This is a genomic window from Streptomyces sp. NPDC047017 (genome assembly GCF_040644175.1).
Taxonomy (GTDB): domain Bacteria; phylum Actinomycetota; class Actinomycetes; order Streptomycetales; family Streptomycetaceae; genus Streptomyces.
Genome location: NZ_JBEYVW010000017.1, coordinates 119,071 through 134,013, shown reverse-complemented (window position 1 = coordinate 134,013; position 14,943 = coordinate 119,071). Strand labels below are relative to the sequence as shown.

General features: G+C 75.1%; 12 protein-coding genes. 11 read left to right on the top strand and 1 reads right to left on the bottom strand.

Translation table 11 applies throughout. From position 1 onward, the window contains the following. The first annotated feature begins 19 nt into the window (after nucleotides 1-19). The 3 genes from ABZ858_RS26770 to ABZ858_RS26760 all read left to right on the top strand — a co-directional run bounded on the left by ABZ858_RS26770 (nucleotide 20) and on the right by ABZ858_RS26760 (nucleotide 1,511). Nucleotides 20-436: an SRPBCC family protein gene (locus ABZ858_RS26770; RefSeq protein WP_361383635.1), complete on the top strand. Its 417-nt coding sequence runs from the start codon at nucleotides 20-22 to the stop codon at nucleotides 434-436. Next, entirely contained in the window at nucleotides 436-864 is a 429-nt protein-coding gene (locus tag ABZ858_RS26765) for a MarR family transcriptional regulator (RefSeq protein WP_361383632.1), read from the top strand. Before ABZ858_RS26770 ends, ABZ858_RS26765 begins: the two co-directional genes overlap by 1 nt. Before the next feature lie 101 nt (nucleotides 865-965). After that, a complete protein-coding gene (locus tag ABZ858_RS26760) occupies nucleotides 966-1,511 on the top strand; it encodes a helix-turn-helix domain-containing protein (protein ID WP_361383629.1) in 546 nt (181 codons plus the stop codon). A gap of 192 nt (nucleotides 1,512-1,703) precedes the next feature. Here ABZ858_RS26760 and ABZ858_RS26755 read toward each other — a convergent pair whose 3' ends face one another. Further along, a complete protein-coding gene (locus ABZ858_RS26755; RefSeq protein WP_361383626.1) occupies nucleotides 1,704-1,895 on the bottom strand; it encodes a thiomuracin/GE37468 family thiazolyl RiPP peptide in 192 nt (63 codons plus the stop codon). A gap of 277 nt (nucleotides 1,896-2,172) precedes the next feature. Here ABZ858_RS26755 and ABZ858_RS26750 point away from each other — a divergent pair, with 277 nt between their 5' ends. From ABZ858_RS26750 to ABZ858_RS26715, 8 genes are all read left to right on the top strand, one after another. Further along, nucleotides 2,173-3,183 (top strand): hypothetical protein, encoded by a 1,011-nt coding sequence (locus ABZ858_RS26750; protein WP_361383624.1) that lies wholly within the window; start codon nucleotides 2,173-2,175, stop codon nucleotides 3,181-3,183. Nucleotides 3,184-3,202: 19 nt separating this feature from the next. Continuing rightward, nucleotides 3,203-4,729 carry a nitroreductase family protein gene (locus ABZ858_RS26745; RefSeq protein WP_361383621.1) on the top strand — a complete coding sequence of 509 codons (1,527 nt, stop codon included), beginning with the start codon at nucleotides 3,203-3,205 and terminating at the stop codon, nucleotides 4,727-4,729. Nucleotides 4,730-4,791: 62 nt separating this feature from the next. Next, nucleotides 4,792-7,587 (top strand): lantibiotic dehydratase, encoded by a 2,796-nt coding sequence (locus ABZ858_RS26740; RefSeq protein ID WP_361383618.1) that lies wholly within the window; start codon nucleotides 4,792-4,794, stop codon nucleotides 7,585-7,587. Then, complete coding sequence (locus ABZ858_RS26735) at nucleotides 7,581-8,588, top strand: lantibiotic dehydratase C-terminal domain-containing protein (protein WP_361383615.1); 1,008 nt, start codon at nucleotides 7,581-7,583, stop codon at nucleotides 8,586-8,588. The genes ABZ858_RS26740 and ABZ858_RS26735 overlap by 7 nt, the downstream gene beginning before the upstream one ends. 73 nt (nucleotides 8,589-8,661) lie before the next feature. Beyond that, entirely contained in the window at nucleotides 8,662-9,867 is a 1,206-nt protein-coding gene (locus ABZ858_RS26730) for a thiopeptide maturation pyridine synthase (protein ID WP_361383612.1), read from the top strand. Beyond that, the gene (locus ABZ858_RS26725) at nucleotides 9,864-11,366 is read left to right on the top strand and encodes a hypothetical protein (protein ID WP_361383608.1); all 1,503 of its coding nucleotides are present in this window, start codon (nucleotides 9,864-9,866) and stop codon (nucleotides 11,364-11,366) included. Before ABZ858_RS26730 ends, ABZ858_RS26725 begins: the two co-directional genes overlap by 4 nt. Beyond that, entirely contained in the window at nucleotides 11,363-12,802 is a 1,440-nt protein-coding gene (locus tag ABZ858_RS26720) for a hypothetical protein (protein ID WP_361383605.1), read from the top strand. The genes ABZ858_RS26725 and ABZ858_RS26720 overlap by 4 nt, the downstream gene beginning before the upstream one ends. Beyond that, nucleotides 12,795-14,903 (top strand): TOMM precursor leader peptide-binding protein, encoded by a 2,109-nt coding sequence (locus ABZ858_RS26715; RefSeq protein WP_361383602.1) that lies wholly within the window; start codon nucleotides 12,795-12,797, stop codon nucleotides 14,901-14,903. Before ABZ858_RS26720 ends, ABZ858_RS26715 begins: the two co-directional genes overlap by 8 nt. The last annotated feature ends 40 nt before the right edge of the window (nucleotides 14,904-14,943 follow it).

Sequence of the window (14,943 nt, the reverse complement as noted above, 5' to 3'; positions counted from 1 at the left end):
ACCTGCCGGGAGGCTACTGATGTGGACGTACGAGCACAGCATCGAGACCGACGCCGCGCCTGAGGCGATCTGGCGTCTGTGGGCTGACGTCGAGAACTGGGGAGTCTGGAACGCCGACATCGCGAGCATCCAGATCAGCGGCCCGTTCGCGGCGGGCACTGAGATCGTGATGACGCCGGCCGGCCAGGCCCCGGTGCGCCTGATCGTCGCCGAGGCGAGCGTCAACGAGCTGTTCGTGGACGAGGCCCGGTTCGACGGACTGCTCCTGCGCACCATTCACCGGCTCGACCAGGGGGAGCGAGGCCGCACTCGGGTGACGTACCGGATGGAGATCACCGGCACCGGCACCGACGAACTCGGCCCGCAGATCGGTCCGGCCGTCACCGCAGACTGGCCCGAGACCATGGCCGCCCTGGTCAAGCAGGCACAGGACTGATGGCGCTCAGCCCCGGCGACAGCCCCGGATTCCTGCTCTGGCATGCCACGCTGCGCTGGCAGCGCGACATCGCCGCGGCCCTCGGCCCCCTGGACCTCACCCACGTCCAGTTCGTTCTGCTCGCCTGCACCTGGTGGCTGAACACGCACGGCGAACACCCCAACCAGCAGGCTCTGGCCCGCCAGGCCGGCACCGACGTCAAGATGACCTCGCAGGTCCTGCGCGCCTTGGAGGCCAAGGGTCTGATCGAGCGCGAGGTCGACCCCGCCGACACCCGCGCCAAACGGCTGCGTGTCACCAGCGCCGGCGCCGAGCTGACCCCGCGCGCGATCGCCGCCGTCGAGAACGTCGACGCACGCTTCTTCCAGCCGGTGGCGCACGACGACGTCGTAGCCTTGCTCAGCCGCCTGGCCAACCCCGAATCCTGAAACCCCCAGCGCGGACACCGTCGGCCCCCGAACCCGCCAGCCGACGGCGTCCGCGTGACACCGCCCGGTCCACCCCAACGCCGAGGAACGGCGACTCCTTCGTGACCGTCCGCTCCGCCGTACCTGTTTCGCTGCGTGCCTGCGAGCGTCATCGACTGAAGAAGTTGGCCTACGGCCACAAGACCCCCCATCAACTCCACTGCCGCGCCGAGGTGGTGCTCGCGGCAGACCGTGGGCATTCCAACAACCGGATCGCGCGGGACACCGGCCCGCACCTGGACACGGTGCGTACCTGGCGGGACCGCTTCGCCAGCGGTGGGCTGCCCACCCTGGCCGACCGCAAGCGGTCCGGTCGACCACCGTCGGCGGCCTGGCACGCCGAGGTCCGGATGCGCACCGGTGAACTGCGTACGCCCGCGACGCCGATACCCACCCGGCTGCGGGAACTGGAAGTGCACCACGCCGACCTGGACGCCGGTTACGGCTTCTCCGACGTACCGGCCGACGCCGCGCGGTGGATCATCGAGGACATCGCCGACGCACTCGCCCGGCGGCAGGACACCCCGCCGCTGCGCCTGGCGGCGACCGACAGCGACCTCGTCCGCACTCTGGGGCCGGGCGGTGGCACCACCGTCAGGGGGCGGTAGGCCGACCTCCTCGCCTGGCTCAGCGGCCGCTCCGACGGTACGGGGCTCACCGCGTCCGGGACCGACAAGGTACCGCCGGCGCCCTTCTGGATCTGATCCCCTCACCCGGCCCACACCAGTGCCCCGGGGCAGGCAGGGTGGCGGGCGGACGCGCGTGCCGGGCCGGCTGTGCGCCCGGCACGCGCTGTCGGCTCAGGAACAGCTGCAGTTGCAGCAGTTCGGCGGCGGAGCACAGCAGAAGGACGCACTCGCCTCCGTCATGCCGTGGCCCGCCGTGAGCGACTGGCTGTGCTCGTCCCCGGCCAACGCACCGAGGTCGAGGTCCAGCGCGAGGTCGGCGACCGCTGCGGCGAGCGAGGGTGAGCCGTTGCTGTTCTCGTTCATCAAAGCCCTCCTTCCGAACTGATGGAGCATCAACATGCTTGTTCGGGCGCCCGGTTCGGACACTAGCGTGACAGTTGGGACCCTGGGAAGGGGATGGACTAGACCATTCGTCTCCGCTAGTGTCGGCCGCCCGGAGGCCGTGAACGCGGCTTCGTCCGGCGTTCTCATGCCTGCGTGAGTACGCTCCCGGAGGACGCGTTCTCGAAGAGTGCGTCCCCGAAGAGCGCGTTCCCGGAGAGCGCGTTTCCGGAGAGCGCGTTCCCGCCGAGGAGATCCGATGGAGGTGGTGATGCGGCCGAGACTGCTTCCCGACACACATCTGCTGCCCTCCGACCGGGGCGTGGTGATCAGCGGACCCCGGCACACAGCGGCCTTCCCGCTGCCCGAGATCCATCCCTGGCTGGAACGCATGCGCCCGTTCCTCGACGGGCGCAGCAGCCTGGACCAGCTCACCGCCGACCTCCCGCCCCAGGCCGCGCAGCATGTCCGCGCGCTGGTGGAACTGCTGGCCCGGAAAGGTTTCGTACGCGATGCCACGGCCGATCTGCCGCACGGGCTGGCCCCGCGAGTCCTCGCGCGCCACGCCGCACTGATCGACTTCATCGCCGCGCGCGCCGATTCGCCCGAGCACCGCTTCGAGCGTTACCGCGACTGCGCTCCCCTGGTGGTCGGCTCGGGGCGGATGGCGAGCGCGCTGGTCCTCGCCCTGCTCGGGTCGGGTGTGGCGCATGTGCGGCTTCGGCTCGGTGGAGGCGGAGGGGAGGACGAGGGGCGCGGGGGGCTCGGGGCCGCGACGGACGTGGCCCGGCTGCGCGCGTGTGTCGCGTTGCTCCGGCAGGAGGGCGGCTGCTTCCGCTACGAGCAAGTGGGCGGCGACCTTCCCGAACTGCCCGCCGGCGTGGGCGTGGGCGTCGTGCTGCTCGCCACGGACGTGTTCGATCCGCAGTCGGCGGAGTGGGCCCGTGCGCTCGCGGCGCGGGGCGGGGCTCGGTACGGGCAGGTGGTGGGGTGCGGGGAGCACATCGTGATCAGTACGGTGGGTGATCCCGCGGGGGGTATGGGTGCGGAGGCTCCGATGCCCGTGCGTGCGCCGAGTCCGTACCTCGGTGGTCCGATCGCGGCCGTCGCCGCCAACCAGCTCTGTCTGCACCTGCTGCGCCGGGTGGCGGGTCTGGACGGCGCCGACGCCGACGCGGGCGCCGACGCGGGTGACGGTCCGGCGCCGGTGATCGATGCCGCGGTGCTGGAGCTGGCCACCGGCCGCTTCCTCGGCGGGGAGGCGGCATGACCGGGGTGGCGAGGCCGGCATGACCGGCGGGATGTCCCCGAGCTTCGTACGGGAGAGCCCGAGCCCGTTCCCCGTGGACCTCTGGTCGGAGGCTGTCTACTCCCGCCGCGCGATCCCCGAGACGCTCGCCGCGGGAGCCCCGGCCCCGGGTACGGCCGACGCGGCGCCGGAGCCGCTCCCGCGCGGACCGCGCGTTCCGCTGGCATCGCCGCCGCTGCGTCTGGCCCCCTCCCCCGGCTCCGCCACCTTCCCGGCCTCGCTCTCCGGTCCGCCCGCGTTCTCCGGTCCGCCCGCGTTCTCCGGTCCGGCCGTTCCCGACTTCCCGGCCGCGCTCTCCGATCCGGCCGTCCTCGCCGCACTGCTGCACTACTCCTACGGCCTCCTCCAGCACGACCTGACCCCGGGCGGCTGGCCGCTGCACCGCGCGGTGGCCTCCGCACGGTGCCGTTACCCGAGCGAACTCACCCTGGTCGCCTCACCTTCGGCGGCGTACCGCTTCGATCCGCTGCACCACCAACTCGTCCGGCTGGGCGACTCGTCGGCCGGTGATCAGCGGGGAAGGGGAATCGGAGCGGACGGGCCCGGGACCGATCGGCCCGAGGCGGACAGGCCCGCGGCGGACAGGCCCGAGGCGGACAGGCCGGCAGCGGATGATCCAGGCGCGTCCCGGTACGTCGTGATCACCAGCCGGTTCGCCCGGACCGCGCGGCTCTACGGCGACTACGCTCCCCGGCTCTGCGCCCAGGAGGCGGGGATGCTGCTGGGCGCGGTGCATCTGGTCGCCACCGCACTCGGGCTGCGCACCCGGCCCGGCCAGGACCGGGAGACGCTGCTCGCCCTCTGCGCGAACTGGCTGCCCGCCACGGCGGAGCACCCGATGGGCTACCTGGAGATCCCGCCCGCCGCGGGACACCCGGCGGCACACCCGAAGGAACATGCTGCGGAGCGCTCCGCCGAGCGTGCCTGGCCCCCGCCCGAACTGGCCTCGGTGCTCCGAGCCCGGCACTCCGGCGCCGCCGTCTTCGACCCCGAACCGGCGCCCGCCCCACGGGCGTTGCTCACCGATCTCGACGCCGCCCTCACCGCGGCGCCGTTCACCGACTTCACCTGTCACCTGCTGGTCCAGCGGGTCGCCGGTACCGCCCCCGGCCACTACGTCCACGGCGGTGGCCGGCTGCGGCAGGCCGGCGGCGCGGCCGACCCGCTCGCGCTGCTCGAACAGATCGGGCAGACCGAGGGCCGGGTGTCGCTGAACTTCCGCTCGACCGCCTGCGTCGCCTACATCGCCGTGCGGCGCGCCACCGCCGTCGCGCGGTACGGCGCGGACGCCTTCCGCAGGCTGCACCTGACCGCGGGCGCGGCGGCCCACCTGCTCTGCGTGGCCGCGGCTCGGCACGGCCTGGCCGCCCGCGTCCACAACGGTTACGACGCCGCCGTCGCCGAACGCCTGCTCGGGCTGGCCTCGGGCGAGGAGACCGTGCTCTTCCAAGTGGCCCTCGGTACGGCGCGACCGGGCGCCGCCTTCCGCGTCCCGGTGGTGTTCTGATGGGCCGGGAGCCGAGCAGTGCGCCCGGACCGCTCGTCCACCCTGCGGGGACTGCGGGAGCCGTGGGGGTACGGATCGCCGGGCTCCCCACCACCGCGCTCGACGCCTCCCGCATCCCGCACAGCACCGAACTCGCCGCGCACATCGTGACGTTGGACCAGCGGCTGGCGGCCGACGCCGCGCAGCTCAGCGAGGCTCTGCACGCCCTGATCGGCACGGAGGCGGCCCGCCCCTTCAAGGCCCGGCTGGTGGGCCTGCGCCGGGCGGTGCACCGGGGTGCCCGCATCGGCCCGCTGCTGGACTCGGCGGCCCCGCCGGACGTGCTCGGCACCGCGCTCACCGAGCGCCTCCACCAGCACGCCACTCTCCGCCGTACCCGGGCCGGCCACTTCGCCGAACTGGAACGCGTCCTGCCCACCGAGACCCGGTCGGCGGCAGCGGCCCTCGGCGCGCTCGTCCGGGACCCGGCGTTCGCCACCGGTCTCGACTACGCCAGTCCGGATCTGTACGAGGACCTGCTGCGCTGGAGCGAGCGCGACAGGCCCGGGCGGCGGCCGCTGGACGGGGCGGCCGTGCGGCTGGCCAAGTACGCGGGCCGCGCGATGGCCAAGCCCAGCCCGTTGACCACCTTCGCCGCCGTCGGCTTCGGCCACTGGGTGGCGGACGCCGGTACCGCCGTATGCCTGGAGAGCAGCGTACGGGCCGAGGTGGCCGAGGCGGGGCTGCTGCCGCTGTCCCGGATCGCCGCCGCGCTCGCCCTGCTGCCCGAGCTGGACGGGGCCGTCCGGCTGCGGGTCAACCCGGCGGCCACGCCGGTGTCCTCTCCCGAGGGGGAGTACTGGCTGTTCACCGCGCCGGGGCCGTCCGGCGAGGTGCGTACCCTGCCCGCCACACCGGCGCTGGCCGCGATCCTGGCGGCGGTCCGGGAGGCGGGCAGCCCGAGACGGCTGCGCGCCCTGCTCGGCGGACCTGGACCCGGCACCGGGCCCGGACATGGGCCTGGACCTGGGCATGGGCATGGGCATGGGCATGAACCCGGCCCGGAGGGCCCCGCCACCGCCCGCCCCACGACCACCGCCGTCACGACCCCCGCTGTCACCACCCCCGCCGACGCCGTCATAGCCCGGCTCGTCCGGCTCGGGCTGCTGGAGGTCCGTCTCGGCCTGCCCGACCAGGAGTTGGACGCCGCCACGCTCTGCGACTGGATCGTCCGGCACCTGCCGGAGCCGCCCCGTGGCGACCGCCTCGCCCTCCTGCTCAGCGAGCTGCGCGCGATCCGCGACCAGACCGACGCCGCCCGGACCGCCGCGCCGGGCGCCCACCGGGGCATCGCCACCGCCCTGCGCCGGCACACCACGGACGCCGCCCGACGGCTCGGACTGCTGGGCCCGGCGGAGCAGTTGGACCGTGGTCCGCTGTACTTCCACCACACCGTCACCGTCGGGGCGGCCGCCGCGCTCGATGTCGCCGCCTGGCGGCCCGCCCTCGCGGATCTCGCCCTGGTACCCGCGCTGCTCGCCCCGTTCGACACCCTCGCACCGCCCCGCGCGGCGCTCCGGGAGCGTGCCGTGACCGTCTACGGACCGGGTTTCAGGCAGCCGTTCACCCGTTTCCTCCAGGACTTCGGCGCGTGGTGGGCCGCAGGCGGCTCGCACGCTCCCGCCGGGCGCGACGCGCGGCGGCAGGAGGAGCTGCGCCGCCTGATCGCCGCTACTCCGCCCGCGCCCGACGGCACCGTACGTCTGGAACCACGGGCCGTGCGCCGGCTCTGCGGCACCTGGCCCGACCCGGACACCTCGGGCGATCGCCATGCCTGCTACGTCCAGGCGCTGCCCGGCCCGGCCGCCGGGCTCGGTCTGGTACTCAACACGGTCACCTGCGGCCACGGCACCGGCCGGACCCGGATCGCCCGCCTGCTCGACACACCGGCCGCCCGGCCCGAGGCCGTGCACGACCCGCCCGCCGCCCCCGACAGCGACACTCCCGCTCCCGATCCCGTCAGCGGCCCGCTGTACGCGGAGTTCGACGCCGTCTTCGGCAGCGCCCTCAACCAGCGCGCCGAAGCCACCCCTTACGCGATCGACCTCGACGGCGCCACCTCGCACCGGCCGCCCGAACGGCTGCTCCGCCCCGCCGACCTCGACGTCGTCCACGACCCGCGCGCCCAGCGCCTCCGCCTGGTCCACCGCGCCATCGGCCGTGTCGTACGGCCGCTCCACCTGGGCCTGCTCGCCACGCCGCTGCTCCCGTTGCCGGCCCGGCTGCTGGTGGAGGCGTTCGGCCAGACCTCCTACGCCTTCTGGTCGGACTGGCCGCAGCTGTGGCGGCTGCTGCCGCCGCCGGACCGTACCGCCACCGCCCCACCGCGTCGCGGCCCGGAGGCGGCGCCCGGCGCGGGCTGGACGAGGATGCCCCGCCTCGCCCTGGGGGCCGTGGTGCTGCGCCGTGCGACGTGGTTCGTCGACGGCGGCCGGGCGCCCGTGCGCGCCGCCGGGGAGACGGACGCCGCCCATCTGGTCCGTGTACACACCTGGCGCGCGGCGCTCGGCCTGCCGCAGCGCTGCTTCCTGCGCACCCTGACCCCGCGCCCCGCCGACGGTTTCACCGGCCCCGCGCTGCACGACAAGGACCGCAAGCCGGTGTACCTCGATTTCGCCCACGCCCATCTGCTGCGGGTCTTCGAGCGGGCGGCGGCCACCGGGCGGCCGCTGCTGCTCACCGAGGCCCTGCCCGACCCGCACGACGCCCCGGCCCACCGGGACGGCCGCCACTACGCGACCGAGTTCCTGATCGAGCTGCCCACCGGCCACACTCCAGTCCCGGCGCCGGTGGCGGAGCGGCGGGCGGGAGCATGCTGACCCGGCCGCCCGAAGACGTGCCGGGTCCGGAGCCGGCCGGCGGCGATCGCTGGGTCGGCGCCCATGTGTTCACCGGGCACCCGCTCGATCTGGTGGTGGGCGCGCTGCTCCCCGAGGCCGTCGCGGAGCTGCGGCGGCGCGGCCTCGCCGACCGTTTCTTCTTCCTCCGCCACTGGCAGGGCGGCCCGCACCTGCGCCTGCGGGTACGGCTCACCGCACCGGCGGCCGAACCGGCGGTACGCGCCGCGCTGGAGGCACACACGGCGGCGTTCTTCCGCACGCTGCCCCCCTCCCGGCCCATGACGGCACAGCAATATCGGTCCCTTTCACGGCAGTTGGCCGCGCGGGAGCCGGAGAGCGAGCCCGGGGCGCTGGCCCCCAACGACAGCCTGGCCTTCCACGCCTACCGTCCGGAGTACGGCAAGTACGGCCGGGGCGCCGCGCTGCGGGCCGTCGAGGAAGCGTTCGCCACGTGCAGCGAGCTGGCCCTCGCCGCTGTACTGGCCCGGTGGAGCCCGGCCCGGCGGTCGGCGCACTGCTTCGCGCTGCTGGCCGGCAGCATGGACGTGAGGGAGGCGAGAGCGGCGGGGAACGCGAGAGCGGCGGGGGACGCGGGTGTTTCGCCGGGTGGGCCGGCGCCGGGTGTGCTCGCCCAGTACAGGGATCGGCGTGCCGCCCTGCTCACTGTCGCCCGCGCGGTGCGTACGGCAGTACCGGCCGACGCGGCAGCACCGACCGCAGCGACCGCAACGACCGACCAGACCGGCACCGACCCGGTCATCAAGTGGCTCGCGGCCTGCCGGAATGCCCAGCGCCAAGCCGCCACCCTACCGGCCCTCCCGGCCCGCCTGGCCGGTCATCTGACCCACCTGGCGTGCAACCGCCTCGACGTGCGGCTCGGTCAGGAGGCGGCCCTGCGTGCCCTGGCCCTGCTGTCCGTGGCGGAGTTGACGGACGGCGACCCGCCGCCGCCTCGGCACGACGGCACCGCGCCCCCGTGAGGGCCGTTCCCCGGCCGCCCCACCCCAACCACCACCACCCCGGACAGCACAGAACCGCGAAGGAGGAACTCCCGTGGCAGCCATCCCGCCGGCGGACGAGCCACAGTGGCGCGCGGCCCACATCGCGTACTTCGGTGACGGCACCGATCAGTTGGTCCTTCAGGGCGTACGGCCGGTGATCGAGCGCTGCGCCGGCCGCGTCGAAGCGGCGTACGTGCTGCGGCACTGGCGTCGCGGTCCCCATCTGCGCCTGGTGGTCCGGGCCACGCCCGCCGTCTTCACCGAGCTGGTGGAGCCCGCCGTCACCGAACTGGTCGGCGGACAGCTGACCGCCCGGCCCTCGACGGCGGCCCCGCTCGACGAGGCCGCCCTGCTGCCGCTGCACCGCCGCCTCGCCGCCGCCGAACGCGAACCCGGCCCCCTCACCCCCTTCTACCCGGACAACTCGATCACCTGGGAGGAGCACGACCGCCGCGTCGACGTGCTGGGCTGCCCGGTCGGCGCCGACGAACTGGCCCTCTTCTACCAGCGGACCAACGACCTGTTGTTCGAGCAGCTGGAGCTGATCGCGGCGGGGCTGCCGCGCGAGACGCTGGCCCTGCGCCTGATGCTCGCCACCGCGCACACGCTCTGCCGGCACCCGCAGGACCCGTCGATCCGGCGCGGGTTCGTCTCCTTCCGGTCGCACGCCGAGGGGTACTTGAGCACGGTCGGCCCGCAGGTGCGGGACGCTTTCGAGCAGCGGTACGCGGCCAACCGGGCGGTGCTCACCGGGCAGGTACGGGCCGTGGTCGCGGCCTTCGACTCCGCCGGGACCGAGCCGGAAGCAGCCCGGGCGGAGGCCGCTGCCGAACCGGTCACCGCCGCAGTACTGCACCGCTGGGTCGCCGCCATCGACCCGCTCGGCAGCCGCTGGACCGCTCTGTACGAGGCCGGTGAGATCCCCGAGGCGGAGATCCCGACCGACGAGGAGAACGGCATCGGCGGCCTGCTCTCGGCCAGCCCGCTGCACCGGGCGATCAGCGGCAGCGTCACGTACAAGCAGATGATGTACCGGGATCCGCGCTTCCTGCGCTACCGCCTGATGCTCAACTACACCTATCTGCACCTCTCCCGCCTCGGCCTGCCCGGCCTGACCCGCTATCTGCTGTGCCATCTCGCGGCCGACGCGGTGGAGGAGGTCTACGGCGTCAGCGCGCTCGAACTGGTCCTGGCCTCCGCCGCAGACGCCACGGACGCCCCAGATACCGTGACAGCACCGGCGCGGACTCACGGATGAGGATCACCGCACCGGTTCCGCCGCCCGGCGCGCCTGACGCGCCCGACCTGAACAGCACGTACCCTCCACCCACCGACACCGACACCGGCGGCGCGGCGGCCCGCCGTTACCACGCCCGGTACGGCAGTGTGCTGCCCACCATCGACCCGGCGGCGGACAGCACCGCGCCCAAGCACCATCCGGGCGCGCCCGTCCTCCCGTTGCCGTTTCCGCCGGCCTTCCCGTCACCGCCCCCGGCCGACCACGGGCCCGCCGCCTCGCTGGAGTGCATGGGCGCGCTGTTCGCGCTGCTCAACGGCGTCACCCGGGTCGACTGGACCGACGCGGGCGTGGGGGCCGGCCGACCGGTGCCGTCGGGCGGCGGCGCCTACCCGGCCGAGGTGTACGCCGCCTCCGCCGCCGGGCTCTGCCACTACCTCCCGTCGGCGCACGCACTCGAACTCCTCTCCCCCGCCGACCTGCGCGCCGACCTCACCCGCTCCCTGGACCGCCCGCCGCACGAGCGACCGCGATGGGTCCTGTTGATCACCAGCCGGCTGGACGCGAACGTGGCCCGTTACGGCCCCTTCGGCCACCGTCTCCAGGCGCTCGACACCGGTGTGCTGACCGGGCAGGCGCTCACCCTGCTGGAGTCGGCCGGTGCCGCGCCGCTGGCCCACGCGCGTTTCGCGGACGAGGAACTGGGCCGCCTGCTCGGCCTCGACCCCGCGGCGGAGCGCGTCCACGCGGTCGTCACCGCCCGGACGCCCGGCGCACTCGCGCCCGACGCCCCGCTGCTGCGCCGCCGTACCGCCCGCTCCGGTTTCGAGCCGGTGCCCGTTTCATCGGCCGCCCTGCTCGCGGTCCTGGAGGAGGCCGCCCGACCGGTCCCGCTGGACCATGCCGTCCCGGCCGACTGCGACCCGGCTGACTACGACCCGGCCGACTGCGACCTGGCCGACTGCGATCTGGCCGACTGCGATCTGTACGTGGTCGCCCACCGCGTCACCGGCCTGGCACCCGGCTGCCACCGGCGTGACGCGCGCACGGGACGGCTCGTGCCGGTCACCGGGGACGCCACGCCCCGGGGCCTGTTCCTGCCCGGCGGGCCGGGAGAGCTGGCCGGTTTCGAGGCCGCGTGCGCGGTGCTCGTGACCGGTGACTACGAGGCGGGCTACCGCGCGTACGGCGACCGCTGGTACCGGATGCTCAACCTGCGGGCGGGTGTCATCGGCCAGCGGATCGGACTGGCCGCCGCGCGCGCCGGGCTCGGCGCCGGACTCCGCTGCGATGTGCACACCCCGGCCGCCGACGCCGTACTGCGCGCGCACCCCGACCGCACCACGCTGCTGGCCGCGCTGCTCGGCCAGGAACGCGGCAGCGGCACACCGGCCTGCCATCTGTTCCACCCGGAAGCCAGGGAGGACCCGGAAGCCAGGGAAGACCCGGCAGGCTCGGAGGACCCGGCAGGCCCGGAAGACCCGTCCGTTCCGCCCCCTGCCCGGCCGAGGACACAGTGATCACCTCCGACTCCGTCCCGCTCCTGCGTCCTGACGTCTTCCTGACGCCGAGCGGCAGCGGCACCGTGTACGTGCGCTCCAGCCGCGGCACGGACCTGATCGCCGCTCCCGGCATCGCCGGCTGGCTGGACCGGCTCACTCCGTTCCTGGACGGCACCCGTACGGTGGGGCAACTGCTGGACGGCCTCGACGGTGACCGTCGCACCACGGTGCTGCGGGTCCTGCAACTCGCCGACCGGCACGGCCTGTTGGCGGACCAGTCCGATACCGGGCCGGACCGGCGTGCCGCCGCGTATGCGCGACTGCGGGTGCTGGTCCTCGGCGCGGTGACGGGCGGCGCCGGTGCGCTGGCGGAGGCGCTGCGGCTGACCGGCCTGGCGGCCGTCACACCGGTGGCCGGCCACGCGGCGGCCCGGACCGCGGTGGCGGCCGGCGGCCATGACGCGCTGCTGCTGCTCGCCGCGGGCGACGACGCCCGGTCCGTCGCCCGGCTCGACGAGGACTGCCGTGCCCACGGACTGTGGTGCGCCGCCGCCGTCCGGGACGCGGAGTCCTGGTGGCTGGGCCCGACGCTCTCCCCCGGTCCGGAGCGTGCCCCCGGCGGCTGGCTCGGCGCCTGGCTGCGCGTGCACGGTACGGAGGCCGTCGCCCCTCGTACCCCTCAACGCACGTACGCTGACGTCGAGTTCGCGGCCACCCTGCTGGCCCACCATTTCCACCGCGCCTTCCTCGCCCCCTCCCCCTCCCCCTCCCTCTCCGCGGAGGACGAGCCGGACCCGCTCACCCGGCTGGACACCACCACCCTGACCACCACCCGCCACCCCTGCCTCCCCCACCCTGCGGCGCTACCGGCGGCACCGGAGTCCGCGGCGCGGTTCCTGGCCCGGATCGCCGCCCTGCGCGACGGACCGGCCGTCGACGCGGAGGAGTTCTCCCGGCGCGCCGCGGGCTGCGTCGACCCGCGCGGTGGACTGCTCGCGGAGCTGGACGAGGGGGCGTTGCCGCAGTTCCCCCGGCATGCCTCCCGAGCCCTGGTCCGCGACCCGCGTACCGGGCGGGCCGAGCACCGGGTCCACGCCACCGGCCCCGACTTCACCACAGCGCGCCTGCGCACCGCGCGACGCGCGCTGGCGCTGTACGCGCTGCTCGCCCTCGACCCGCGGCGGTACGTCCTGGCGTCCGGCGGGCCCGCGCTGTGGGCCTGGTCGCCCGAGCACGGCACGGCCCGGCTGGTCCCGGTGGACTCCGTACGCGTGCGGGGGCCGCGCCCGCCACGGGGCCTCGGCTCGGGCGCCACCTTCGACGAGGCGGTGACGGCGGCGCGCCGCGACCTGCGCGGTGACGCGCGCGGCGCCCTGATCGTGCCGCTCGATCACGACCCGGCCGCCACCCGGGTCCTGCCCTACCTGCTGAGAGCGGTGCGCTGCGATGACTGATGCCCACCGGCCACCGGCCCCCGCCCGGCCGCCGCTCCCCACAGACGCCCCGCCCGATCGCGTCGACGTCGACAGCGCCCCGCTCGTCCACGACGGCGGCCTGCTCGGGCAGGCCCTCGCCCGCCGGTGGGACGCGGCCGTGGCCTCGTGGTCGCGGCCGCCCGGCAACGTACGGCTGCTGGCCGCCGACACACCCGACGCGGCGGCGGAACGCGTACGCCACCTGATGGCCGACGGCCACCCGTTCCTGCTGGTCGTGGCCGAACTGGACCGCGTGCTCATCGGCCCGCTGGTCCGCCCCGGCACTCCGGGCTGCCACCACTGTCTCGCCGCCCGCCGCGCGGGAGCACGTACCGACGCGGCCGAGGACGCGGCCCTGCGCGCCACGTACGGCAGTCGCCTGAGCGGTACGGTCTCCCCCCTACTCACCCCGCTCGGCGCCGACCTCACCGCACGGCTCGCCCTGCACCGGCTCACCGGCACGGCGACGGCCCCCGAGCCCGCGCTGGCGGCCACCGCTTCCGTCACCATGGTCCGCCTCACCGACCTGGCGATCACCCGGCACGCCTTCCTGCCCGACCCGCACTGCCCCGGCTGCGGCGGCCTGCCCGACGACTCCGCTGCCGCCGCCGTGATCCCGCGTGTCATCCGGCCCAAGCCGGACCCCGCCGTCCTGCGGGTCCGGGACCTGCGCGCCGAACGGACCGTGCTGGAGGACCGTTACGCCGACGACGAGACGGGCGTGCTCAAGGGGCTGCGGGCCCGGGGACTGCACACCCTGCCGTTCGCCGAGGCCAAGGCCGGTCCGGCCGAGTCGGTCGACGGCGGGTACGGCCGCGCGCTGGACTTCCGTACCGCGCGGGTCACCGCGATCGCGGAGGCGCTGGAGCGGCTCGGCGGGGGCCGTCCGGGCGGGCGGCGGACCGTGGTGCGCGGCAGTCACCGGGAACTCGCCGCCCGGCATCCCGGCGGCGTACTGGACCCGGCGGCCACCGGCGGCCACGAACCCCACCGCTACCGGGAGCCCGGCTTCCCCTTCCAGGGCTACCACCCCGACCTCGTCCTGCCGTGGGTCTGGGGGTACTCCCTGACCCGCGAACGGCCGGTCCTGGTGCCCGAGAGCCTGGCGTACTACCGTCTCGGCCGACATGGCCGGCGGGCCGCTGCCCTGCCGTTCGTCTCCGAGATCTCCAACGGCTGCGCGCTCGGCGGCTGCGTCGAGGAGGCCGCCCTGTACGGCCTGCTGGAACTGGCCGAGCGCGACGCGTTCCTGCTCACCTGGTACGCCCGGCTGCCGGCGCCCGCGCTCGACCTGCGCACCGCGCGCGACCGGCGGATCGGCCTGCTCGCCGACCGCGTCCACGACCGCACCGGCTACCGCGTCGAGGTCTTCGACGTGACCGGCCCCGAGGGAATCCCCTGCTTCTGGGCCGCCGCCGTGGACACCGACCCGCGCACCACGGCCGGGATCGCCCCCGACACCACACCCGCCGCCGAGGCCGGTACCGGAACGGCGGCGCCCCGCCCCGCCGTGCTGTGCGCCGGCGGCTCGGGCCTCGATCCCGAGCGCGGTGTCTTCGGCGCCCTGCACGAACTGGTCACGGCCATCGAGGCGTACCGGCTGATCTATCCGCAGCGCGAGCAGGACGCCGCCCGGATGCGGGAGGACCCCGAGCAGGTGCGCCTGATGGACGACCACGCGCTGCTGTACTGCGATCCGGTCGCCGCCCGCCGCCTGGACTTCCTGCTCGCGCCCGGCGGCCGGCCGCCCCAGGAACGCCGCAGCCTGCGCGACCTCGCCGACCGCCACGCCTGGCCGCGCCACACCGACCTGCGCGCGGACCTCGACGAGCTGGTGGGCCGTTTCGCCGCGTCCGGCCTCGAAGCGATCGTCGTCGACCAGACCACCCCGGACCACGCCGCCTCCGGCCTGTCCTGCGTCAAGACGCTCGTCCCCGGCCTGCTGCCGATGACCTTCGGGCACCGGCTGCGCCGGATCACCGGCCTCGACCGGGTGCTGACCGCCTCCCACCGCCTCGGCCACTCCGCCCGGCCGCTCCGCCCCGAGGAGGTCAATCCGCACCCGCACCCGTTCCCGTGACCGTTCCCGATCCGGTTCCCGTTCCCGTTCCCGATCCGGT